Below are 21,716 nucleotides of genomic sequence, written 5' to 3' on the forward strand. Positions count from 1 at the left end.
ACGTGGTCTGGCGAATTATGACCGACTGCAGAGACTATATCCCAAAAGGTTATAATCCTAAATCCTGAGAATCTTTACTTGTCAAAGAGCTATATAAAAAAATTTGTTATTTTATTCTTGACTCTCTATAGCTGGTCTTTCTCATAATTGATGCTAACTATATAGCCGATTTTTTGTAAAAATATCATAAAAACAATTTATAAAATTTGGAGCAAAACAGACCAAAGTATTAAGAAATAATTTGAGCATAACAATAAAAAGTCAGTGCTGTAAATTTTATTGTTTTTTTGCAATAATTGGTTTACTATCAACCTGTATATTTTTCGGATAATCAAAAATATAGGAATTGTTCACAATATCTGTGATAATGTTAAGGAGTAACAATATGAAAAAGAGAGTATTGGTTTTGGTTTTAATCTGCAGCAGCTTTCTTTACGCTCAATCCGCATTTAAAGTTGAGAAAAAAGTGTTTGGTCAGACACCCTGTGGCCAAAATGTAAACCTTTATACTCTAACTAATGCCAAAGGCATAAAAGTCGGTCTGATGGACTTCGGCGCGGCTCTGGTGTCAGCGGTTGTTCCGGACAGCAAAGGCCAATTTGCGGATATCGTTCTGGGCTATAATAATTTCAACGGCTATCTCTGCGAAAATCCGTATTTCGGCGGTATTGTCGGCAGATTCGGCAATCGCATCGCAAACGGCAGATTTACAATTGACGGTGTTGAATATATCCTCAATACAAACAATAACGGCCAGCATCTCCACGGCGGCATCAAGGGTTTCGACCGCGTGGTCTGGAAAAGCGAATCGTTTGAAAATGAAAAAGGCATCGGCGTAAAGTTCAGCTATTTGAGCAAGGACGGCGAAGAAAATTATCCAGGCAATTTGAATGTTACAGTTGTTTACACTTTGACCGCAGACAACGAATTGAAACTCGATTATACAATAACTACGGATAAAACGACTCCCGTGAACCTGACACAGCACGGCTATTGGAATCTTGCAGGCGAAGGCAACGGCGATATTCTTAAACACGAGATGATGATTAATGCTGATAAAATTACGCCTGTTGATAAAGTTCTTATTCCAACCGGCGAACTTCGCGATGTGAAAAATACTCCTTTCGATTTCACCGCACCGGCCGCTATTGGTGCAAGAGTTGACGCCAACGACCAGCAGCTTAAATTCGGCAAAGGTTACGACCATAACTGGGTTCTGAACAAAACTGATAATTCGCTGACGCCGGCGTGCAAAGTTTCAGAGCCGACAAGCGGCAGAATTCTGGAAGTTTACACGACCGAACCTGCTATGCAGTTTTATTGCGGAAACTTTTTGGATGGCTCAATCACAGGGAAAAGCGGCAAACCATATAATTTCAGAAATGCGATAGTACTCGAGCCGCAACATTTCCCGGATTCGCCGAACCATCCGGAATTTCCGAATACTATTTTGAAGCCCGGCGAAACATACAAATCGCAAACTGTTTATAAATTTAGCTGTCGGTAATATATACGGATTTTAATTTATTCTAAAAGTTTTTCAGCGGTTTGGTCGTCTGTTATCAGCGTTTTGATATATCCGCCTTTAATTGCGCCTTTTATGGAGGCTATGCGGTTTGTGCCTGACGTTACAGCTACTACTGCCGGCGTGTTTTTTTACTGCTCAAGTGAATTGTTTTGGATGTCATTGAGGTAAGATTATGTTAAAAAATGCTTTCTTGTTTCTAATTTTAGTGTCATTTTCAGCAGCATTCGCCGACGTTAATGTTGTTCCGCTGCCAAATTATGTGCAAATTTCTGATGCAGGCGCATTTAATATTGACAGCAATACAATTATTGTCGCGTCTGACGAGTTGGCCGCTATCGCAAAACAATTAGATGGATATTTGTCGCCTGCACTGGGTTATCATTTAGCTGTAAAAAAAACTGTGCATCCAAATTCGATTTGTCTTGGCATAGTCGATGATAATGAACTTGGCGATGAAGGTTATTGTCTTGATGTTAAAGCAGACGGAGTGAGTATTACAGCCAATACTTCAGCGGGATTATTTTACGGCATACAGACTTTAAGGCAGTTATTGCCTTATTATATTTTCAGTCGTGAAAAAATATGCGGCGTTGAATGGGGAATCCCGTGTCTGGCAATCCGCGATGTTCCGCGATTCAGTTGGCGAGGTATGCATCTGGATGTCAGCAGGCATTTTATGTCTGTCGAATTTGTAAAAAAATATATCGATCTGCTGGCGGTTCATAAAATGAATCGATTTCACTGGCATTTAACAGACGACCAGGGCTGGCGTATCGAAATTAAGAAATATCCCAAACTGACAAGCGTCGGCGCCTGGCGCGACAAATCACAAATAAGCCCCCGAAAGCAACCGCTGGTATATGAAGAGAAACGTTACGGCGGATACTACACGCAGGAACAAATACGAGATGTTGTTCAGTATGCCAAAGAACGGTATATAGAGATTCTGCCGGAAGTGGAAATGCCCGGCCATTGCGCTGCGGCTGTGGCTGCATATCCGCAGTTGTCCTGTCGTGGAACGGAAGGCACTGTAATGACGAAGTGGGGTTCAACTCTGGAGGTTTATTGCCCCGGCAAAGAAGAAGTGTTCAATTTTAACCAAAACGTGCTCGAAGAAGTGATGCGGCTTTTCCCATACGAATATATTCATATCGGCGGAGATGAGGTGAGAAAAGACAGATGGCGAGAATGTCCGCTGTGTCAGGCAAGAATGAAACATAAAAATCTGCAGGATGTCAACGAATTGCAGAGCTATTTTATAAAACGCATTGAAAAGAATCTGATGGCAAATAATCGCAAGCTCATCGGCTGGGATGAAATACTTGAAGGCGGTCTTGCTCCGCAGGCGACGATGATGTGCTGGCGCGACGCGAAATACGCTGTTGAAGCTATCAGGCAGGGACACGATGTTGTTATGTCGCCGACATCTCATTGCTACTTCGATCATTATCAGGGCGCCAAAGAGATTGAACCTTCGGCCATTGGCGGATTTTTGCCGTTAAGCAAAATATATGATTATAATCCGGTTCCCGCGGAAGTGACGGCCGAACAAGTCAGACATGTGCTCGGCGTTCAGGCTAATTTGTGGACGGAGTATATTCCAACGCATAAGCAGGCGGAATATATGGCTTATCCGAGAGGTTGTGCCTTGTCTGAAGCGGGATGGACGCAGCCGGAGAAAAAAAGTTATGACAATTTTATTTTAAGACTTAGTGAACATCTTAAACGGCTTGATAGTTACGATTTGAATTATCGGCGTTTATACAATTAACGAAAGGGATTTATGTTATTGCACGCAATAGACTGGATTATTATTGGCACATACATTGTTATCAGTCTGCTTATCGGCGTTATACTTTCAAAGCGAGCCGGCAAGAATACTGACAATTTTTTCTTAAGCGGCCGCAAACTGCCGTGGTGGATTGCCGGTACGAGTATGGTCGCGACCACTTTTGCCGCTGATACGCCTTTGGCTGTAACGGAACTTGTCACGCAGAAAGGAATCGCCGGCAACTGGCTTTGGTGGAATATGGTGTTCGGCGGTATTCTTACCGTGTTTTTCTTCGCGCGTCTTTGGCGAAGGGCGGGCATTATGACAGACTGTGAATTTGTGTCGATTCGATATTCCGGCAGTGCCGCGAAATTCCTTCGCGGTTTCCGAGCAGTATATATCGGCGTTGTTATGAATATGATTGTGATGGCGTGGGTTAATCTGGCGATGGTAAAAATTTTGGCTGTCGTGTTTCCGAATATGACATTTTTTGGAATCAGGGAATTGGCATTCGCCGGCTTTACCTTTTCAAGTCATTTTCTCGCGGTTGTCTGCCTGATGTTTTTGGTGGCTATATATTCATCAATGTCCGGGCTGATGGGCGTTTCAATAACTGACGCGTTTCAATTTACAATGGCGATGACGGGCTGCATAGTTCTGGCTGTTTATGCCGTCAAGAACGACGCAATCGGCGGAATCGCAGGACTAAAAGAAAAATTACCGCAATGGGTCTTCCATTTTACTCCGGATATTCAAAATGCGTCTGATGTTGCTGCTGGTTCGGCCGGCCTGCTGAAAATGAGCGTTACAGCATTTGTTGCTTATCTCGGCGTTCAATGGTGGTCCAGTTGGTATCCCGGCGCAGAGCCGGGCGGCGGCGGTTATGTCGCGCAGCGTATGATGTCGGCGAAAAATGAAAAACATTCTCTTTTCGCGACCTTATGGTTCAATATCGCTAACTATGCGGTTCGTCCCTGGCCGTGGATTATTGTCGCGTTGTGTTCGCTGGTGATGTTTCCCGAACTTTCCCAGGCGGACAAGGGCAAAGGTTTTGTGATGGTTATGGTCAAAGTTTTGCCGCCGGGGTTGATAGGGCTTCTTATCGCAGCTTTCTTTGCCGCGTATATGTCAACAATCGCATCACAGACGGTGTGGGGAACTTCATATATCATCAATGATTTGTTCCGTCCGTTTATCAAGCCAAACGCCGATGAAAAATATTATGTAATGGTTTCAAGAATTACAACGTTTCTGCTGATGGTTTTGTCGTTGTTTGTTACTTCTAAGCTCGAAACGATAAGCGGGGCGTGGAAGTTTGTGCTTGCATGCAGCGGCGGTATCGGACCGGTTTTGCTGTTTCGGTGGTTCTGGTGGCGAATTAACGCATGGTCTGAAATATCTGCAATGCTTGCTCCATATTTTATATATCCGTGGCTGCTGTACAAGGGAGTATCTTATGAATCTTCGCTGATGATTATTGTCGGCTGGTCAACAGTCGTCTGGCTGCTTGTAACATTCCTGACAAAGCCCAGCGATGAGAAGGTACTCAAGGAATTTTATGCGAAGGTTCACCCCGGCGGATTCGGCTGGAAACCGATTGCGGATAAAATGCCGGAAGTTAAAGCGGATAGCGGTTATTTTGCGCTGTTTGTAAACTGGATAGCCGGCTGTATAATGGTGCTTTGTGTACTTTTTGGAATTGGTAAACTGCTTTTTGTTGGAACTGTGCAGGGACTGGCTTATTTCGCAGTGGCATTGGTTGCAACCGGTGTTATTTATTTTAACATGTCCAAGACAAATTTTAGTGATAAAGAAGCAAGTGCATAAAATAACTGAAAAATAATATGGAAGTCAAAATTGATAATAGAACAAAAAAAGTCTAAAAAAAAGCGGCTTTAAAAGAAAAAGGTTTTTGCTTGCATTAATTGTGTGTTTTTTTGTATAATGACTCACAGTAAGCAGTTATATGATTTATGGCTGAGAAATTGAGAGCCGTACACTTGTCCATCGCTGGAAGAGTGTACGGCTTTTTTTATGGCTATTAAGAAATAGGAAATTGAGATGGATCTATCAGCGATACGTACATTTTTTGCACCGGCGCCTCATATTCCGCGATTGCCGGATGAACAGGTGAAGAGGCTGTATCCCCGTTTCCGCTGGAGCATCATTGAATCGACATTCATCGGCTATGGCACTTTTTATCTTGTTAGAAACAATCTCGCAGTTGTTGCCAAAGATATGGAAGGCGCATTGCATTATTCGCATTCGATGATAGGCAGTATACTTGCGATATCTGCCATAACTTATGGTATTGGCAAGTTTCTTATGGGGGCGGTTTCCGACAGAAGTGATGCCCGCAAATTTATGGCATTCGGGCTTATTCTTACTGCGATATGTAACTTGTTTTTCGGTGCTGTGAGCAATTACTATATGCACCTTTTTCTCTGGGGCTTGAATGGTTTTGTACAGGGAATGGGCTGGCCGCCATGCGGGAGGTCTCTGGGACACTGGTACAGCGTGCGTGAAAGAGGCACTATTTTCAGTACGTGGAATACTTCGCACAATGTTGGCGGGGGCATAGCCGGTGTATTAGCTGCGGAAGCTGCCGTGGCATTTGGCTGGCGAAATGCGTTTTATTTTCCTGCGTTGATAGCAATTGTGGGTGCGGTTTATTTATTTTGGAGATTGAGAGATACACCTCAATCGGTAGGACTACCATCGATTGAAGAATATAAAAATGATTTTACAGAGGCTGAAAAGCTGCATGGTACTCTTGAAAAAGAGCTAAGCACAAAAGAGCTTTTTGTAGACTATGTTCTGAAAAACAAATATATCTGGATTTTGGCAATAGCCAACTTTTTTGCATACATTGTCAGGTATAGTATGTTGGATTGGGGATGTATGTATCTTCGTGAAGTTAAAGAAGCTACGTTGAGTGACGGCGGTATAGCGGTTTTCGCTCTTGAGTTTGGCGGGATTCCTTCTACGATACTTTTTGGCTGGCTGTCTGACAAGCTCGGGGGCAGACGCGGGATGGTTTCTGTTTTTTGTATGGTTCCAATAGTGCTTGCGTTTATTGGGATTATTTTAAATCCTGTCGGTCGTCTCTGGGTTGATATGTGGCTGCTTGTGCTTATCGGTTTTTTCATTTATCCTGTCATCAACCTGATAACAATTATCGCGCTAGATTTGTCGGGCAAAAAAGCTATAGGTACTGCCGCGGGATTTATCGGCTTGTTCGGTTATATCGCCAGAACTGTTCAGGCGGCAGGGTTTGGTACAATGTTGGATCGTTTTACTAAAACATACGGCAGTAAAACCGCGTGGGATATTATTTTGTGGTCAATTGTTGGCTGCGCTGTGCTTTCGATTATTTCGCTGGCATTTACATGGAAATTGAAACCAAAAGTGTAAAGGATTAAAATGATGAAAAGAAGTATATTTTGTTTGATAGTACTGTTTATTGGTTTTATAGTAAGCGGCTGTATGGCTGAAACATCAAAAAACAGTGTTTGTCCCGAAATTGTGGGCCATCGCGGCTCGTCGTTCACTGCTCCTGAAAATACACAGGCGTCTTTTATGCTTGCCTGGCAGCAGGACGCGTATGCGGCTGAATGTGATGTCTATCTGACAAAAGACAAGCAGATTATGATTATGCACGACAAGTCTGCCAAACGCACCGGCGGCGTCGATGTGAATATTACAGATGCCAATTCAGATACTCTTGCAAAAATAGATATCGGTTCATGGAAAGACGCAAAATACAAAGGCGAGAAAATTCCCTTTCTTAAAGATGTCATCAAATCAATTCCCGAAGGCAGAAAACTTATTATCGAAGTGAAAAGCGGTACTGAAATTCTGCCTTATCTGGAAGAAATAATAAAGAAAAGCGGCAAAAGAAAACAATTAGAAATAATTTCCTTTAATTTCGATGTTGCCCTCGGCTGCAAAAAGCTGATGCCGGATATTCCGTCATATTGGCTTATAACCACTGAACAAAACAAGGAAACCAAACAGCCGATACCGCACAGTTTGAAGGATGTTGACAAAGTCAAAGCCGCGGGGCTTGACGGTATAGATTCGCATTACGCGGGCGTTACAAAAGAATTCGCAGACAAACTTCACGCTGATGGTATGAAGCTGTATGTCTGGACGGTTGATGAATTAGCTGACGCACAGAAAATGAAAGATATGGGTGTTGACGGAATAACTACCAATAAGCCTGACGTTATGCTGGAGTATTTTAAAAATCAGAAAGAAGCCAAATAATGAGCGATGCGGATAAAAAAGACGTAATTATCGCGGCAGTGAGCTCGGTGGAAAAATTAGATGCGGCGATTGCTTCCGGCTGTAAAACTCTTTTCCTGCTGACCGGTAATGTGTTTAATCTTCATGGGTTGATTGAAAAAATACACAAAGCTGATAAGAAAGTTTATGTCGATATTGATTTCATTGAAGGTTATGGCAAAGACGTTGTGTTTTTGGAATACCTGCATCAGGTGTTAAAACCGGACGGGATTATTACGACGCGCGGGAATTTAATAAAAAAAGCGAAGAGTCTTGGTCTTTTCGCAGTGCAGCGGATTTTTGTATTTGATTCGATGTCGCTCGATTCCGGCATAGATTCCGTGCAGAATATAAAACCCGATGCGGTGGAGATATTGCCGGGTATTATGCCGAGAATTATACAGAAAGTCCGTGAAAAGACGAAGCTTCCCGTGATAAGCGGCGGGTTAATATCTGAAAAAGAAGATGTTGATGCTGCGGTAAATGCAGGCGCTATTGGAATTTCCACCGGCAATATAAATCTTTGGAATTCGTATTAGTAATAAGGGAATACTGTTTTAATAAAAAGTAAATAACACTTTAGGTCGAGAAATTGAGAACCGTATAGTGTTATCCGCAATGAAAGTTGCGTGATAGCGTTATACGGTTTTTTTATTGGTTGATTTGTGAAAGGTAATATGTACGACATTGCGATTATTGGCGGCGGAATCACAGGCTGCTTTATAGCTCGGCAGTTGAGCCGATATGAGTTGAAGACTGTAATATTGGAAAAGAACGACGATGTTGCCGATGAGACGACAAAAGCCAACAGCGGTATAGTTCACTCCGGCTATGACGCCAAGCCGGGCACACTCAAGGCGGAACTCAACAGACTCGGCAATCCGATGTTTGAGCAGGTTTGCAGCGATTTGGATGTTGCGTTTCAAAGAAACGGGTCATTAACGATTGCGACAAACGATGAGGAAACGGCCTTTTTAAGGGAACTTTACGAAAGAGGTCTGGCGAATAAAATTCCGCAAATATCATTAATCTCAAGCGATGTGATTCAGAAGATTGAGCCTAATCTTAATCATAATGTACAGTGCGCTCTGCTTGCCGGAACGGCAGGCATTGTTGACCCGTTCGGGCTTGCAATCGCGCTGGCGGAAAATGCCGTTGATAACGGCGCAGAATTGAAACTCCAAACGCAGGTTACAGGCATCAGTCTGCGGAATGGCGTTTACGAACTGCAAACTGACAACGGTGTTTATCGGGCAAAATATGTGATTAATTGTGCAGGCGTGCATGCTGATAAAGTGAACGAATTATTGTGTCCGGCTTCTTTCAGGATTGTGCCGCGAAAGGGCGAATATCTGGTTTACGACAAGAAATGCGCAAGTTTTGTAACCCGTGTTATATTTCAATGTCCGTCATCAAAAGGCAAAGGCGTATTGGTTTCGCCGACAGCACACGGCAATCTTTTGGTTGGTCCTAATTCAACAGAAATCTCGGACAAAGACGATGTTGCGACAACGCCTTGCGGAATTGAGGAAATTCTTTCTGTCGCGGCCAAAAGCGTTGAAAAGCTGCCGAACCTGCCGATAACGAATTTCGCGGGTCTGCGGGCAACGGCTGATACAAACGATTTTATTATCGAAGAGCTCAAAACTCATAAAGGTTTTGTAAATGTCGCCGGTATTGAATCGCCGGGGCTGACGGCATCGCCTGCGATAGCGGAATATGTGATAGAAATTTTGAAATCTTCCGGATTGCAGTTGAAAGAAAACCCAAAATTTAATCCGAAGCGCAAGCCTATGATACATTTTATGGAGCTTACAGACGCACAGAGAAATGAATTGATTAACAAAGACAGGCGTTTCGGCAGGATTATATGCAGATGTGAAAACATAACGGAAGGCGAAATCGTTGATGCGATTCATCGCAACGCAGGCGCTCGCAGCGTTGACGGCGTAAAACGCAGAATTCGCGCGGGTATGGGACGCTGCCAGGGCGGTTTTTGTTCGCCGAGAGTGATTGAAATTCTTGCAAGAGAACTCGGCAAAGATGAAACCGAAATTTTAAAGGACGGCAGGGGAACATATATTACAACCGGAAAGAATTAAATATGATAAATGCAGTCAGTGAAAATAAATTGTCTTATGATGTCGTGGTTATCGGCGGCGGGCCGGCAGGATTGGCCGCGGCGATAGAAGCCAGAAAAAACGGCATCGAAAAAATTCTGCTGCTCGAACGCGACAGGGAACTGGGCGGTATTTTGCAGCAGTGCATTCATAACGGTTTCGGCCTGCATATTTTCAAGAAGGAATTAACCGGCCCGGAATATGCGGAAAATTTTATAAATGAGCTGAAGTGTTTAAATATAGAATATATGCTCGATACGATGGTTCTCGATGTCAGCAAAACGCGAGTCATTACGGCGGTTAATCCTGCGAAAGGTCTGCTGAAGATTCAGGCAGGGGCGGTAATTCTCGCGATGGGATGCAGAGAACGCACACGCGGAGCGCTTTGTATCGCCGGAACAAGACCGTCCGGCGTTTTCACAGCAGGTGCCGCGCAGAGATTGGTGAACATCGAAGGCTGTATGGTAGGAAAGAAAATCGTAATTCTCGGCTCCGGCGACATAGGTTTGATTATGGCGCGAAGACTTACATTGGAAGGTGCGAAAGTTGAGGCTGTGCTTGAGGTGATGCCGTATCCAGGCGGACTGACTCGCAATATCGTGCAGTGTTTGCAGGATTTCGATATTCCGCTGCTTCTTAGCCATACCGTAGTGAATGTTTACGGACGCAAACGCGTTGAAGGCGTTGATATTGCGCAAGTGGACAAAAGCCGCAAAGTAATACCCGGCACAACAAGGCATATCGAATGCGATACAATGCTGCTGTCGGTGGGATTGATACCTGAAAACGAACTTTCATCGAATTGCGGTATAACGCTTGATGCCGTGACGGCAGGGCCGATAGTCGATGAAAAAATGCAGACCAGTATCGATGGAGTTTTCGCGTGCGGAAATGTCGTGCACGTTCATGATTTGGTTGATTATGTTACCGACGAGAGCAGAAGAGCCGGCAAAAGCGCCGCTGAATATGTTCGATGCGATTCAACGTATACGGTAACTAAAATCAAAGCGGTTGCTGACAAGAAAGTGCGATATGTTGTTCCGCAAATAATTCGGCTGAATGGTGAAAAAGGCGATTTGGAATTTTTCCTTCGGAGTCAGGATGTCTATTATGACGCGTCAGTCGTTATCAGTATGGATGGCAAACAGATTAAAACTATAAAGAAGAAACATCTTGTGCCCGGCGAAATGCAGCACATTAAACTCGAAAGAAAATCTTTGCTGCCGGTGCACTCTGGAAGTTCAACTATCTCGATATCAATTGAAAGTTAGACAATGAATAATAAAGAAATGATATGTATTGTATGTCCGATGGGGTGTCGTATGACGGTGTCTGTTAATGGCGAAGTTTGTTCTGTTGATGGTAATAAGTGCGACAGGGGCCAAAAGTACGCAACTGATGAGACGACTAATCCGCTGCGTACGGTAACATCAACTGTCAGGATTGCCAACGCCGAAATTAGAAGGCTTCCGGTAAAAACTGTACAGGCATTTCCAAAAGGTAAAATGTTTGAGTTGATGAGTGTGTTAAAACAGGTGGAAGTCAAGACGCCGGTAAAGATGGGGGACGTAATACTGCAAAATGCACTGGGTACCAATATAGATGTCGTGGCATCGCGCACCGTTAAGTAGTAATTGTAAAAAACAATTACTACTTATGGCTGAAAGTTGCTTTTTATGAAGATGATAAATTTATTTTGCAGCCAGTGCAAGTTCCGCTTGTTCCTGTGGAACCTGCGTTAAACTGTGTACCTGTAGAAATTCGTCGTATCTTCTCACAAACGCGTCAACGACTATCGGGTCGAAATGTTTGCCGCGTTCTTCCTTTATCATAGTAAAGGCAAGTTCCGGCCTGAAAGCGACCTTGTAAACGCGAGAACTTGTGAGCGCGTCGAAAACGTCTGCAATCGCGACAATTCGCGCGGCCAAAGGTATTTCCTGTTCTCTTAAGCCTTCAGGATAACCGGCACCATTGTATTTTTCGTGATGATATTTTGCGATATCGGCTGCCATATCAAGGAAGCTTTCGCCGGCGGCAAGTATCGTACTGCCTAATGCCTGCCAGCCGATAACCGTATGCTGTTTCATTACCTCAAATTCTTCATTGGTAAGCGTTCCCGGCTTTAACAGGATATTGTCGGGTATGCCGATTTTGCCGATGTCGTGCAGCGGACTCGAACGATAAAGATTTTCAAGAAATTTATTGTCGATCCATTGCGAATACGGGCCTTTGCGTCTCAACTCTTCGGCAAGAATGTGCGAATAGCTGCGGATGCGTTCGAGATGTTCGCTGTTTTCCGGGTCTCTCGATTCGGCAAGCGAAGCCAATACGAACACTGCGGCGTCACGAGTTTCTTCAATCTGCTGCGTTCTGTCTTTCACAAGTTTGTCGAGATCGTTCAGAAGCTCCCATTTTTCCGTCAGTGAACATGCCATCTGGCGGACTTCGATATTATCGAAAGGTTTTTTCAAAATCAAAAACCGTTCAGTTTGTCCGAGTTGTTCGGCAATTTCAGACCATGTGTAATCGGAATATGCCGAGCATATAACGACCTGCAATGAAGGCTGAACTTTCCAGAGTTTTTCGATTGTCTGCAAACCGTCCCAGCCGGACTCCATTCTCATATCGACAAAGGCAAGCGCGTAAGGTTTGCCTGTTCTTGCGGCCTCTACAATTTTTTCCAATCCTTCGTGGCCGTCAAATGCGCAATCGACAGTAAAATCAGCGGCATTTTGTATATTAGCATTGCCGGCGGAGTTTCCGAATACCGCGGTTCTGGCTTTGTCCAGCAGTGTGTGCTGCGAATTTTCAGAGAGAATCTTTCTGAAATCGTCATGTATCGATTGCTTATCGTCGACGATGAGTATTCTTTTATTTTTGTTTTCATTTTTTATTTGCATTTTGTACCTCTATGTTGGTCAATGGAAGTTCAAGTGTAAATGCGGCCCCTCTATTGTTGCCGAGGCTTTGGACGCTAATTGTTCCGTGCATATCGTCAATAGCCATTTTACAGCTGTGCAGTCCAAAGCCGTGACCAGTAGGCTTTGTTGTAAAACCGCTTGAAAAAATCTTGCTCAAATCTTCCGGCTTTATGCCGGTTCCATTGTCAGAAATTTCAATTTTTATTGTATTTTCAGCCGTTTTGGCCGTGCGTATCATTAAAAGCCTCGGTCTGTTCTGACTTTCCGCCAAAGCCTGCTGTGCGTTGTCAATAAGGCTTACAAGAATCTGCAAAACCCGCTGCTTATCGATTAGGATTTTGCCGAGATCCTGAAATTCGCGTATAACATCTATTTTATAGTATTCCAACCCCGCGTTGTTTATTTGAATGGAGTTTTCAATAAGGTCGCACAGGCTAACCAAATCTTTCGGATTATCCTGCGTGTAAAGCCTTTGGGAATTGACGACGGCCTTGACGTGTTCAATGTTTTTTATCAGCGAAGTGAGATTGTCAAGAATTTCATCTTTCTGCTTTGCAGAGTGACTTGCCGCCTCGAAAAGATATTCCGGAATGTGTTTTCCGCCGGCGTCGTTTGTAAGGTAGTCGGCCAGATTACCGCTGTTCTGTTTGAGCATTTCAGCGAGCTTCTGAATATTGGCCAGTTCCGAACGGTGAACCTTTTCGTAAGCAAGTTCCGCCGATACGTTGACGCTGTTTAAAAGATTTCCAACGTTGTGCAGAACGCCGGAAGCGACTTCGGCCATACCGGCACGATGTGCCGTTTCCATCAGTTTTTTATATGTAAGCTCTAACTGCAGATTGACCTGATCGAGTTGTTTCTGGGAATCCTGGGTTTTCTGGCGGGATTTCCGCATTTCATCTTCATAATATATGACCTTTTCGCCGACTTTGATGCGGCTCCTGATAATATTCTTGTCGAACGGCTTGCAGAGATAGTCGTCCGCACCGCTGTCAAGCGCGTTTACGATTTCGCGATTGTCAGCTTCATTTGTCAGGAAGATTATATATGTATATTTGTCGTTATCGAGTTTGCGGGTTTTGCTGCACAGTTCCAGCCTGTCCATTTCAGACGCAACCCAATCGATGAGAACGATTTCCGGCCTTTGAGCTGTAATCATGTCCCATGCCTGATTAATATCGTCCGCCGTAAGAACCTGGTAGTTCCAGCTCTCAAGATGGTTTTGCAGTATCATCCTTGATGATGTATCATCTTCAACTATTAGTACTTTCATCAAGAGTTCTTCGGCAAAAAAGCAGGGCAGGTTCACTGGATTATCAGTGTTTTTTGTCAAAAAACGCGGTTTTGTACTCAATTCAAAGAAAAAGTACTGTTTTTCGGACAGCAAATTCAAGATTTTTCAGGAAAAGTCCGAAAATATATATGGTTTAATACTTTAATTCAGGATAATGCTATGCTTCAGGACAATAATAACCATGCTGTCGAAGACAAGATTTTCAGTCGCAAGAAGTCGCTCATGACTGTTCAGCAGTACGCCAGCAGTCAGGGAATTTCCACCGGCGTGGTAGATGAATGCGCAAAACTGGGCGTTGTTCAGGTCAGAAAGCATAAGAATAAGATGTTCATAGTGGATTTGCCGCTTGATGCGAACAAAAACGCTCGTCGGCAGGAAGATGATAAGCCGGTTGAGCAGATAAACACTATTGAACAGGCACAGAAGATTACCGATATGGTGAACAAAATTTTCCAGCCCAGCCGTCAAATCAGTAAGCCGGCCGCTGCCGCCAAACCTGTTTTGTCCAAGCCGGAATCTATATCGAAGCCTTCCGCTGCAATTCCAGATTTGAAGTTGTTTGCGCAGGAAGAAAAAGAAGCGCCGACGGTTAAATTCGAAAAATTTGAGCCGGCGCCGCAGTTTAAAGTTTCATCGATGCGGAAAATTTCAGACGCATTTAAAGTTGCTGCCGGCAGCAGAGTTCTGCTTGGTATTCTGTCAATCGGAATAATTGCCAGTCTTTGCGTGTATTCCTTGACGAGCTATCAAAATCAGATTCAGCAGAAAAAACTTCAAAGAGCCTACGCAAGCATTACCCAACTGATTAACGAATACGACAATGCAAACCGCAAGGTGAAACTATACGAACTTGATACCGCCAACTGGCGTGCCGAAGCGCAAAGGAGCAAAAAATCCATTGCCTCGCTCGAAGTTGAGTTGGTACAGACAAAAGAAAGACTTTCGCAGACACAGGACGATCTTGCTACAACACAGCAAAATCACGTCGATACCCTGAAAAAACTCAATGAGCAGATTCAGGCAATCACCACAAAAATTAAGTCTTCAAAAAAAGAAAATTAGGCTTTTTGCATAAAAATCGTTAATTTCCTGCTCACACACACTTTACGCGCACAATCTCTGTAAAAATATCACATTTTTTAAGGCAAACACGGAATTTTTGTAATATTGTGTTGGGCGTTACGACTAATATAATAACAAAAGACGTTTTTTGGAGTTTGCGGAATTTAATGACCAACTGGCAGGTTATCCTGAACGAACACGGCAGGGCTGTATGGAATACCGCGTACAGACTGCTCGGCAATGACGCTGATGCTGCCGATTGTTTTCAGGAAACCTTCGCCGATGCGTTGACGTTCTCCAGACAACGACAGGTGAAAAATTTCAGAGCGTTGCTTCTGCGATTGGCAGCGTGCAGAGCACTTGATGTTCTTCGGCAAAGAAATAAAAAGACAACGCCGATATCGTTCGAGCAAATTCCGGATTTTGATGTGCCTTCGTCTGATTGTCCGGCTTGCGATGCTGAAAATAAAGAACTCGGCGAAACTCTTATAAAAGCATTTGCCAAACTCGACAAAGATGAAGCGGAAATTTTTTACCTTAGGCACATTGAAAATTTAAGTGCGTCAGAAATTGCGCAAACATTCGGTCTGAAAGAAAATCATATAGGCGTGATTATACACAGAACAAAAAATAAATTGAAAACATTACTGCAAAATTCTTACGGTGATTAATCGGAGATTAATATGGAAAATAATGATGACATTCTGAACAGGGCTATTGATGCGTTTAAAAATCGTCCGACAGGCGAATTGCCGAATGATGTTGTCAAACAAACCGCTCATTGGCTCAAGGCTTCACAGAATCGCGGCAATCATTTATGGTCAATCTTCAGGCCGTCACTTGCCGCTGCGGTAGTGTTAATAGCGGCTTCTGCGCTTATCTATTTTTTTGTCTCGAATTTCAACACAGGCTCCGTTGCATGGGCAGATGTGCAGCACTGCATTCAGCGAATAACGTTTGCGCATTGTTATAACACTCGCGGCAGAGATACCGAAGCGTGGTACATCAATGGCGTGCTTTATTTTATGGAAGAAGATACAATTTCCAAAGACGACGGCAAAACGAAATATGTTTATAATACCGCAGGTGAACTGCTGTCGTACAGTCCTTCGGATTTTGGCGAATTAATGCTTGGCGAAAATGCTTCGCCGTTTGTCCTCTTGACGCAGGGCGTTTTTGAATACGACAGTAACGAGGTGAACAGCAAAGTACCGGTTTATATAGGTGAAGATTTGCTGGTCTATAAATTCGATGCGTCGAAATCGATGGAAAGCTGGGCGAAAGGCGTTGTAATCACTGCCGGCAGACAATCAAAACTGCCTATTTATATAAAACTTATTCCCAAAGATTCGACAAAACAGACTGATATTTTCATCTTCGATTATGAAAAACAGGAACTGCCCGAAGCGGTAAATCGAATCGCTGCCAAACCACAGGAAACAAAGTAAATTAAAAGTTCAAAAATTTTCTACGGAGATACTATGCGCACTAATAATAAACTTAACGGTTTTACACTTGTTGAACTGCTTGTCGTAATTTCAATAATCGCTATGCTTTTGGGCATTCTGCTGCCGGCGTTGAGTTCTGCAAGGGGATTGGCGCAGCGTACCGTCTGCACATCTAATATTCGCCAGTGCGTTATCGCCTGCGGACTTTACGCTCACGATTATAGCGGCTATCTCCCGCTTGGAAATCTCTGGGACAAAGATGATGAGCCGGAAGGCTGGCTGGATGTAAATTACAAAACTGCCCTTAAAATACATTTAAACTACGGCGTTGCCGAAACCAGCGCGATGTGTACATCGTGGAATTTTGAGCGTGATAAATATTTTTACGAGCCGGAGAACAATTCCGACACTAATATCAAACTCGGCGGAACAAGAATCGGCTACATATATTACGGCAGACGTTTTGATAAAGAGGGCAATACTTACAGCCCGCAACTGCCGGACGGTTCGATCTATAAGTCTCCGAAAAAATTGGAAAACTGTACGAAAAAATCCGTAACATCGCCGACGCTGTTCACCTGTTTCCATTGGGACAGCGTAAGCACCGGCGGAAAATGGGGCGCGAAAATTCCTCACACAACTAACGGCAGGGGTGTATTTTACCCGGCCGGCACGAAAAAATTCACACCCGCTCCTCGCGGCCTTGTAACCGGATACATCGACGGCTCGGCCGAATGGGTCAAATGGAAAAACCTTAAATGGTTCGAACAGGCCGGCAGCCTTCGCATATATTACAGCCCAAAAATAAACTGATATTTCCAGTTCTGTCAGGCACTTATAAAAATTTGTAAATAATTTTTAAAAATTCCGTTGACAACTTCTACAAGTGTAGTAGTATGCTTCTAAATATGTAGTAAGGAGTTCGCTATGAAACTGACGGAAACAGAATGGCAGATAATGAATGTGCTGTGGGAGCGATACCCGACGACCGCACGAGGAATCGCCGAGAGGCTGCCTGCGGATGTTGAATGGGCGTACACAACGATAAAAACTCTCCTGGCCAGGCTCGTCGAAAAAGGCGCAGTCAAAGAAAACAAAAAGCAAAACACCAGCCTTTACGAGCCTTTAATCACCAAGCAGAACGCAAGGCGAAGCGCTTTGAAGATATTGGCCAATCAGGCGTTCGATGGTGCGTTTGGGCCTTTGATGCACTTTCTTCTCGAAAATGAGAAATTGACAGGTACTCAAAAAAATGAGTTACTCAAAGCAATTCAAGAACACGATAAGAAGGAGAAAACAAAATGATGAACTTATTAAATCAATTCGCGGAAGGGTGGTTTAGTTGGCAGATTTCAATGTTGTGGCAGGTCGCGATATTAATTGCGATTGTCGCCGCTGCGGATTTTATTTTGCGAAAATGGGCTTGGCCGCAGGTGCGCTATGCGCTGTGGCTTTTAATTCTTGTAAAACTCGTTTTGCCGCCTTCGCTTACTTCGCCGGCAAGTTTCACTGCGGAAATACCGTTTGTTGTTCAACAAACACTGACTAACACTGACGATAACACTGACATACACAGACGCATACCAAATTTGAATTCCGAATTACCGAAATTTGAAATTCAAAATATCCAAGAGATTGCTTCGCCGGTGGTTCGCAATGACAGTATTGTGCCGACGACGATAGAACCCCGTCATAGTGATGACGGGGCTAATCCTGTTGTTTCGTGGAAAGTCTATGCCTTGTGCGTTTGGGCGTTTGGAGCGGTTTTATTAACGTTATGGCTTGTTTTGAGATTGCATTCACTTCGCAGAGAGCATCTGAAAAGCGAATCGAAACTGCCGACAGATTTGGAAAATTTGTTACAGACAACCGCGCAAAGAGTTAGTTTGAAAAATGTGCCGCAGATTATTTTGACAAATAAAATCTGCTGCCCGGCGGTGTTTGGAGTTTTTAATCCTGTGCTGCTGATGCCTGCTGAAAAACTAAAGGATATGACCGCGCAGGATGCCGAGCATATATTTTTGCACGAGCTTTCGCACATAAAGCGGGGCGATTTGCTGGTGCATGCGATTTATATGATTCTGCAAATTGCGTATTGGTTTAATCCGCTGCTTTGGATAATACGCAAACATATTCAGAATCTGCGTGAGCTTTGCTGTGATGCCGCTGTCGCGAGTGTTTTGAAGGAGAAAACGGCCGCCTATAGACAGACTCTGCTTGAGACTGCCCGGCGTTTGGTGGCCGAACCGGTTGACCCGGGACTTGGACTGCTTGGGCTTTTCGAGAATTCAGGCCGGCTTATAGACAGGCTGCGCTGGCTTGAGAAAAAAAGCTGGAAGTATAGGCCGCTTCGAATCGCGACAGTTTTTATTGTAATTTGTATTATGTCGGCGTGTGTGCTGCCGATGACAAAAAATAAGGCCACAGAGAATAAAAATGGAAAAAATACTTTAGCCACAGAGAACACAGAGGTCACAGAGGTAAAAAAAATAAAACAAATGGATTTTGTGATTAAAGGCAGAGTAACAGACGCACAGACAGGAAAGCCGATAGCGGACGCAAAGGTTGGTGATGTGGATGAGTATGCAGGCGGCAAGTTTTTTGCGGTTACAGATACAAACGGCGATTACAGTTATAAAACATATTATGAAGAGCATAACGTAAAATGCACCGCAGCAAGTTATAAAAGCGAAAATGAAACGCTGCTTACTAAATTTTTCGGCAGCGAAAAAGAAAAAGTAATAAATTTCCAATTAGCCACAGAGAAAAATAGAAACTCTAAATATCAAAATTGGGTTGACAAGATTTGTGCTTTGAAAAATCATAAACAAGCTGCCTTTGTGGTTATACCGCAACTGTTGGACGAATCTCCTGATTTTGCCTTAAAGACGGTACAAGAAGCTTGGCCGAAACTTACTAATTATAAAGTCAAACAGGGGATTCTCAAGGCATTCCATTTTGCAAAACATCCGTATGTGCTAACGGTATTGAATTTAGGTGTTCATGACTCAAACGGCCAGGTAGTAGCGTATGCTTTAACTTATGTTTCAGAATATTCCGGTGTCAAGTTTCCCGGCTTTGGCGATGAGTATCTCCAATGGTATGAACAAAATAAGAACAAGACGCCTGACCAGATATTTAGCGAAAATAAAACAATTCGAAATGCGAATCTTGATCAGACGTTAGACAAAATGCTTGATAGTTTTAAAAAGGGAAGTGATCGAACTGATTTGTGGAATTATGCCGGGACTTTGGGTGATGCTAAATATGTATTTGCGATTCCGGCAATGATTGGGATTATTGATGCTGACAATTCTTATGATACAATCTATGGCGTGGGGTATTTTGGGTTGACCAAGATTACTGGTGTTGATTATAGCCCATTCCATGATGGTACATGGTGGCACAGATGGTGGCAGAAGAATAAGACTAACTATCCGCAACAAGTTCAGGGAACTTCAATTCCCGAATTGCCAAAGACATCTAACGGCCGTTCTTACACTCCGTACCCGGATGATATCGATATGGTTGATGGTTTGATTCGTTGGATACTGCCTCGCTACTTGCAACTTATGAATGGATATCCAGATTGGAATAGTGTCGGGCAGGAATTTACAAAGTGGCAGGCACACAAAGCCATTCCTTATTTAATTGCTGCTATTGATGCAGATAGCAAAGGCACACTGGTTTATAATATCGGGTACTATGGATTAGTGGGATTAACAGGAGTTCCGTATGATAAAAGCCATGATGCTGCTTGGTGGAAAGACTGGTGGCAAAAAAATAAATCTCGTTATCCTGAAGAAATTCAGTCTTTGGATATTGAACAAATCAAAAAAGATTTTTTAAACAGTTCACAATCTGAAGCTGCCGAGAAAAATGATGATTCACGCAGTTTGTTAATGGAACGTAAAGAGATATTAGAAAAGACATTGCGAACTGTGGAGATGAAACATCAGACCGGTCAAGCGGACTCCATAGAACTTTTAAATGCCAAAATAGATTTACTGCGTGCTGAAAGTGAATTGGCACAAACTCCTCAAAAACGAATTGAAATTGCAGAGCAAATTGCAGATTTATATAAAGAGCAGGAAAAAATAACAGAGACATTGGTAGCTGCCGGTCGGGCTACTCAAGATGAACTGAACAAAATAAAACTTCAGAGATTAGATGCTGAAAAGGAGCTTGCCGAAGCAAAAACTAATCGGGATGTAGGTTTCAATGGTAAATTACCGCTGCATCTTGCTGTAATGGGCAATCATCAGGATACTGCGGAGATGCTTATTTCCAAAGGTGCGGATGTGAACGCAAAGGATTCTGACGGCAACACACCTTTGCATTTGGCCGCATCAAACGGCAGTCCGCCTATGTGCGAATTTCTTATTGGAAAAGGGGCGAATTTAAATGCGAAAAATATGAAAGGCCGCACGCCGCTTGATTTGGCTTCTGCCAACGGCCATCGCCAAACAGCCGAACTGCTGATTTCAAAAGGTGCGGAAGTATCGCTTGATAGTCAGAAAATAGAAAGTCTGATAAACGATTATAAGAAAGTTATTTCCAACGGTCCGACGATTGAGCTTGTAGGCATCTGTCAATATCCGAGCAAAGGCAAACAGTGGTGGCGGTCGGACGGCACGCCTTTGGGCTATGAAATTGAGACAAAGGACAACAGTAAATATACATCCAAAGACCTCGGCTATGAATTTGTATTTAAACCATTAGCGGCTGGTTATTACGGAATAGTTGAAGTACAAGACTCTACAATGAGGAGCACGATTGAGGTAGTGAAGCCGGATGAATGTATGTTTGCAGTAAGATCGCATATCAAAAAAAATGTAAATAAAACAAACATAAAAGTCAAATTTGCAAGTGATAATGCTCAATGGCAAACAGTTGCCGAACATAATGGCAAAGGCGCAACCGTCAAATTTTATAAAGGTAAAAAAATTATTTTCTCGCAGGCGAATGATTCCGGCGATGGAGTGATAATCACAGTTACAGACAATTTGTCGGATGACAATGCTAACAAGCTGATTGCGAAGACTAAAGACGGCAAAGATGTCCGTGTGGATTTGCAGACTTGTCTTGGGGTCGATGGTATGCGTCAGCAGACATTTGTAATAAAAGACACCAAAAAAGCTGATATAAAATCATATCAGTTCCAAATAACACCTTTTGAGTCTGTAACTTTTAAAAATATTTTCCTAAGGCTGAAAAAATAAATTAAACGTGGATTCCTCCGCAGGAGTTTACGCCACGCTCCAACCAATCAAGTCGGGAGTGAC

The 21,716-nt window shown here is 43.4% G+C and carries 18 protein-coding genes; 15 read left to right on the plus strand and 3 right to left on the minus strand.

Annotated elements, in window-relative coordinates; genetic code table 11:
* The first annotated feature begins 385 nt into the window (after positions 1–385).
* A complete protein-coding gene (locus LLF92_08670; protein ID MCE5341181.1) occupies positions 386–1,507 on the plus strand; it encodes a galactose mutarotase in 1,122 nt (373 codons plus the stop codon).
* Positions 1,508–1,524: 17 nt separating this feature from the next.
* Here the strand turns inward: LLF92_08670 and LLF92_08675 are convergent, their stop codons facing one another.
* Positions 1,525–1,611 carry a hypothetical protein gene (locus tag LLF92_08675; GenBank protein ID MCE5341182.1) on the minus strand — a complete coding sequence of 29 codons (87 nt, stop codon included), beginning with the start codon at positions 1,609–1,611 and terminating at the stop codon, positions 1,525–1,527.
* 89 nt (positions 1,612–1,700) lie between these two features.
* On the opposite strand from LLF92_08675, the gene LLF92_08680 reads away from it, so the two are divergent.
* The 8 genes from LLF92_08680 (at position 1,701) to LLF92_08715 (ending at position 11,337) form a co-directional block, all read left to right on the plus strand.
* The gene (locus LLF92_08680) at positions 1,701–3,299 is read left to right on the plus strand and encodes a beta-N-acetylhexosaminidase (protein MCE5341183.1); all 1,599 of its coding nucleotides are present in this window, start codon (positions 1,701–1,703) and stop codon (positions 3,297–3,299) included.
* A gap of 12 nt (positions 3,300–3,311) precedes the next feature.
* Positions 3,312–5,126 carry a Na+:solute symporter gene (locus LLF92_08685; protein MCE5341184.1) on the plus strand — a complete coding sequence of 605 codons (1,815 nt, stop codon included), beginning with the start codon at positions 3,312–3,314 and terminating at the stop codon, positions 5,124–5,126.
* Positions 5,127–5,360: 234 nt separating this feature from the next.
* Positions 5,361–6,713 carry an MFS transporter gene (locus tag LLF92_08690; protein ID MCE5341185.1) on the plus strand — a complete coding sequence of 451 codons (1,353 nt, stop codon included), beginning with the start codon at positions 5,361–5,363 and terminating at the stop codon, positions 6,711–6,713.
* A 9-nt stretch (positions 6,714–6,722) separates the two neighbouring features.
* On the plus strand, positions 6,723–7,568 hold the full coding sequence (locus LLF92_08695; GenBank protein ID MCE5341186.1) for a glycerophosphodiester phosphodiesterase: 846 nt from the start codon (positions 6,723–6,725) through the stop codon (positions 7,566–7,568).
* Positions 7,568–8,125 (plus strand): glycerol-3-phosphate responsive antiterminator, encoded by a 558-nt coding sequence (locus tag LLF92_08700; protein MCE5341187.1) that lies wholly within the window; start codon positions 7,568–7,570, stop codon positions 8,123–8,125. The genes LLF92_08695 and LLF92_08700 overlap by 1 nt, the downstream gene beginning before the upstream one ends.
* 126 nt (positions 8,126–8,251) lie before the next feature.
* Positions 8,252–9,688, plus strand: coding sequence for an NAD(P)/FAD-dependent oxidoreductase (locus LLF92_08705; GenBank protein ID MCE5341188.1), 1,437 nt, complete (start codon positions 8,252–8,254; stop codon positions 9,686–9,688).
* A gap of 2 nt (positions 9,689–9,690) precedes the next feature.
* Positions 9,691–10,977, plus strand: coding sequence for an NAD(P)/FAD-dependent oxidoreductase (locus LLF92_08710; protein MCE5341189.1), 1,287 nt, complete (start codon positions 9,691–9,693; stop codon positions 10,975–10,977).
* A 3-nt stretch (positions 10,978–10,980) separates the two neighbouring features.
* A complete protein-coding gene (locus LLF92_08715; GenBank protein MCE5341190.1) occupies positions 10,981–11,337 on the plus strand; it encodes a DUF1667 domain-containing protein in 357 nt (118 codons plus the stop codon).
* A gap of 60 nt (positions 11,338–11,397) precedes the next feature.
* Here the strand turns inward: LLF92_08715 and LLF92_08720 are convergent, their stop codons facing one another.
* Together LLF92_08720 and LLF92_08725 are read right to left on the minus strand one after the other, a co-directional pair.
* On the minus strand, positions 11,398–12,606 hold the full coding sequence (locus tag LLF92_08720) for an HD domain-containing protein (GenBank protein MCE5341191.1): 1,209 nt from the start codon (positions 12,604–12,606) through the stop codon (positions 11,398–11,400).
* On the minus strand, positions 12,590–13,900 hold the full coding sequence (locus LLF92_08725; GenBank protein MCE5341192.1) for a response regulator: 1,311 nt from the start codon (positions 13,898–13,900) through the stop codon (positions 12,590–12,592). Before LLF92_08725 ends, LLF92_08720 begins: the two co-directional genes overlap by 17 nt.
* A 180-nt stretch (positions 13,901–14,080) precedes the next feature.
* On the opposite strand from LLF92_08725, the gene LLF92_08730 reads away from it, so the two are divergent.
* The 6 genes from LLF92_08730 (at position 14,081) to LLF92_08755 (ending at position 21,653) form a co-directional block, all read left to right on the plus strand.
* Positions 14,081–14,983: a hypothetical protein gene (locus LLF92_08730; GenBank protein MCE5341193.1), complete on the plus strand. Its 903-nt coding sequence runs from the start codon at positions 14,081–14,083 to the stop codon at positions 14,981–14,983.
* A gap of 167 nt (positions 14,984–15,150) precedes the next feature.
* Positions 15,151–15,654, plus strand: a complete 504-nt coding sequence (locus LLF92_08735) for a sigma-70 family RNA polymerase sigma factor (GenBank protein MCE5341194.1) — start codon at positions 15,151–15,153, stop codon at positions 15,652–15,654.
* A gap of 12 nt (positions 15,655–15,666) precedes the next feature.
* On the plus strand, positions 15,667–16,431 hold the full coding sequence (locus LLF92_08740; GenBank protein MCE5341195.1) for a hypothetical protein: 765 nt from the start codon (positions 15,667–15,669) through the stop codon (positions 16,429–16,431).
* 33 nt (positions 16,432–16,464) lie between these two features.
* On the plus strand, positions 16,465–17,244 hold the full coding sequence (locus tag LLF92_08745) for a type II secretion system GspH family protein (GenBank protein ID MCE5341196.1): 780 nt from the start codon (positions 16,465–16,467) through the stop codon (positions 17,242–17,244).
* A gap of 114 nt (positions 17,245–17,358) precedes the next feature.
* Complete coding sequence (locus LLF92_08750; protein ID MCE5341197.1) at positions 17,359–17,736, plus strand: BlaI/MecI/CopY family transcriptional regulator; 378 nt, start codon at positions 17,359–17,361, stop codon at positions 17,734–17,736.
* On the plus strand, positions 17,733–21,653 hold the full coding sequence (locus LLF92_08755) for an ankyrin repeat domain-containing protein (protein MCE5341198.1): 3,921 nt from the start codon (positions 17,733–17,735) through the stop codon (positions 21,651–21,653). Before LLF92_08750 ends, LLF92_08755 begins: the two co-directional genes overlap by 4 nt.
* Positions 21,654–21,716 lie beyond the last annotated feature (63 nt).

Source organism: Planctomycetaceae bacterium, from assembly GCA_021371795.1.
GTDB lineage: Bacteria > Planctomycetota > Phycisphaerae > Sedimentisphaerales > UBA12454 > UBA12454.